Source organism: Bradyrhizobium sp. (assembly GCF_049586575.1).
GTDB lineage: Bacteria > Pseudomonadota > Alphaproteobacteria > Rhizobiales > Xanthobacteraceae > Bradyrhizobium.
Window position 1 is genome coordinate 1 of record NZ_JBAVCF010000109.1, and the last position, 2,875, is coordinate 2,875.

Annotated in this window: 5 protein-coding genes; 1 reads left to right on the plus strand and 4 read right to left on the minus strand. The window is 61.5% G+C overall.

Features of this window, described 5'->3' with window-relative positions:
* Window positions 1-265: arylamine N-acetyltransferase family protein (locus WB528_RS03875; RefSeq protein ID WP_423887112.1), on the minus strand; the 265-nt coding region annotated here is incomplete at its 3' end.
* A 256-nt stretch (window positions 266-521) separates the two neighbouring features.
* Window positions 522-812 carry a hypothetical protein gene (locus WB528_RS03880; protein WP_423887113.1) on the minus strand — a complete coding sequence of 97 codons (291 nt, stop codon included), beginning with the start codon at window positions 810-812 and terminating at the stop codon, window positions 522-524.
* A gap of 213 nt (window positions 813-1,025) precedes the next feature.
* On the opposite strand from WB528_RS03880, the gene WB528_RS03885 reads away from it, so the two are divergent.
* On the plus strand, window positions 1,026-1,538 hold the full coding sequence (locus tag WB528_RS03885) for a DUF2380 domain-containing protein (protein ID WP_423887114.1): 513 nt from the start codon (window positions 1,026-1,028) through the stop codon (window positions 1,536-1,538).
* Here WB528_RS03885 and WB528_RS03890 read toward each other — a convergent pair whose 3' ends face one another.
* Window positions 1,539-1,817, minus strand: coding sequence for a type II toxin-antitoxin system RelE/ParE family toxin (locus WB528_RS03890; protein ID WP_423887115.1), 279 nt, complete (start codon window positions 1,815-1,817; stop codon window positions 1,539-1,541). It lies immediately after the preceding gene.
* Entirely contained in the window at window positions 1,814-2,101 is a 288-nt protein-coding gene (locus WB528_RS03895; RefSeq protein WP_423887116.1) for a hypothetical protein, read from the minus strand. The genes WB528_RS03890 and WB528_RS03895 overlap by 4 nt, the downstream gene beginning before the upstream one ends.
* Window positions 2,102-2,875: the final 774 nt, after the last annotated feature.

Below are 2,875 nucleotides of genomic sequence, written 5' to 3' on the forward strand. Positions count from 1 at the left end.
CCTGAAAGCCGATGGCCTGAAGGGCGGATCTGAAAAGCAGATTTTGTTCGAAACAATATCCGCCGCGCTGGCTCTCGACGAGTTTGGCCTGCACCGAGGCGGAATCGAGGTTCACCGGACGGCGCAGCAGCGGATCGAGCGCTTCGAACGGGATCGCATCGAGATGCGCAAGCTGGAGTGCTTTCAGCGTTGCGAGATCGGCCGCGAGCGAGCCGTGATGGCCGATCCGCGCCAGATAATCTTTCAGCCGAAACGTGTCTGACATGACGATCCGCCCCCGTGCGATGCCGATACTATTTCACGGGAGCGGTGTCAAAACCGGTTGTTCCAGACGAAGTCACATACAGGACGCCGTCCCGGACAAGTAAGCTCCGCGAACGCGGTCCGGGAGCCATACGCCGCGGCCATCCGTGACATGCTGGGGTTAATTGCCTTCGCAACAACCGACCACTTGTGGTTATGGGGCCCGGGTCAAGCCCTGGACGACGTGGAGAGAAACCGGCGCAAGCGGCAGAGAATTCTCACAGCGTGCAGCGGCGGCTCATCCGCATGTTTTCCTGGATCGTCGCCGCAGCCGCAAAGGTCGGTACCGGCTTGCTGACGACCTCGTATTGCGAGAACAGTTGCCACGGCTTCTGCGTCAGGTCGGTGTTCCAGATCTGGCAGACGCCGGTATCGTCCCAGCGGATCACGTAATAGCCTGATGACGGTTGCGCGTGCATGTGCATGGGGCGGGCGACGGCGGCGCCCGCGACGACGAGGCTTGAGACGGCGAGGGTGGCGGCGGCACAGAGAGCGGTAACGCGACGCATGAAAATTCTCCTTTGAAGCTGTTGTTCTTGGCCCGCGCGAAGCGCATTGTGACGCTTGGCGGGTTCATCCCCGGGATGGCACTGCAACAGGTGCGGCAAGGGAACGGCTTTTGGAAGTAGAAAGCGCGTGATCGCCGGCTGAAACTGATCGCTCATACCAGCGGTGGCGGCTGCGCCCTGCCAATGAATACGGGATACCACGGAGGATTGCAGATGAGCAGGGCAGATCGAGCCAGGGCCGCACTCGCCGCGATCGGCGCGGCGGCCGCGCTGTTATTTCCGATGAAACTTTCGGCGGCTCCGCTCACGGTTGCCGTCGCCGATTTCGACTACATCGACACGTCGGGCGAGGCGAAGGACCAGCGCGCGGCCCATCAGGCGCGCATGGCGCAGTTCGCCGAATTGCTTCGTGCGAAACTCGGCGCGCAAGGTGACTTCCGCGTACTGCCGCTCGAATGCGCCGAGCCGCCGTGCACGCCCATCAACATGCAGCCGGACAAGTTCATTACCGCAAGCCGCCACTCCGGCGCGCGCTTCGTCGTTTATGGCGGCATCCACAAGATCAGCACACTGGTGCAATGGGGCGATGTCCAGTTGCTCGACCTCGAAGCAGACAAGGTGCTGTTTCGGCAGAACGTGACGTTTCGCGGCGACACCGACGAGGCTTTTCGCCGCGCCGCTGCCTTCGTCGGCGAAAGTGTCAGGGATGCGGTGGAGAAGAGGTAATCAAAGTCGCGCCTCTCGGCCATGCCATATCCGCGTGATCAGGATATCCGGTGGCAACGCTGTATAACGAACAACGTAACCCGACGCGCCGAAACGGATGACGAGCTGGCGAATGTCCGCATCCGGGGTTGGCATGCCCAGATCGGGAAATTCCTGCAGCCGGTCGACGGCTGTCCAAATTGTTGCCAGTGCACGCTGGGCAGCGCCGGGATTGTTCTGATCGAGAAAGCTTCTCAAACGATCGACGTCCTCAACAGCGTCGGACGATAGCAGGATCATCCGATTTTGCGCGGCGCAGGGCGCGGCAGTTCATTTGCAGAGCCCCAGCTTGCGACCCAAGTCTTCACTTCGTCGAGCGGGACGGCAGAGCGTGTCTGTTTGAAGGCGTCCAGCCGCAGGCGGTCCTCGGCAATATCAGGTCCAGTAATATCGACGACGGAATCGAGAAGCGCTACGGCTTCGGCGAGTACCGCTGCCACGTCCTGACCGCGCTCGTAAGCCATTTGACGCAGACGAGTATCAGTGTCGGCGTCGATATCCAGTGTGCGGCGGATGATGTTCATGGAATAAGGATAGTTCTTGAGGCGAGGTTTGTCGAGAAGTTAGCGGCTAGCTCTAGCTCTCAATATTCTCGTTGCCGCTGCCGGCGCACATCACGGCGCGGGCGGACCGCTTGACAGACGTTACTCGGCCCTCATCGAGAGGAGCATCGCTGCTAGCGATGCGTTTTCCGGGTTTCCCGGATTCACGTGTCAAACAGCACGGGGACGTCGACCCGCATTCCCGCGGCGCGAGTTGCGCCCGGGTGATGCACAAACATTCCGTCCCGGATAGAGAGGGCGCAGGGAATGCCGGTACGTTAGGCGCACCCGCAGCCTCGTGCGCAAGGATGGAAAGCACACGAGTAAGTCACCACAGGTCCACCGGAACGATCCGGCACTCCCTGCGCAATGGTTTTAACGGGTTCCTTCGTGATCTCCCTGGTGAGCCGGGCTTTCTTGCCACCATCCCCGGTCACGATGCGGAGCATCGTCACCGAGTTGACGCCAGCGTCGGGGCGTCAGGACCACACGACTTCGCCGTCCGCAGGCCACCGCCGTTCGTCTTAAGGCGAGGTCCGCGTCCACCGCATCTCTACCCACGTTCGTGACGATCGCGAGCCGCCCCTCTCATCGGGTGAGACGAGGCGAGCTGGTATCGCTGATTTGCCCGACGGGTTAAGCGAAATATTTTTCGCGGCAAGGCTGGACAGATGGGCAAATCAGCAACGGTCATTCCGGGCGCGCCGCCGGGTGCGAGCCCGGAATCCCGAGCTGCTCGGCCTCGAGGCCAACAAG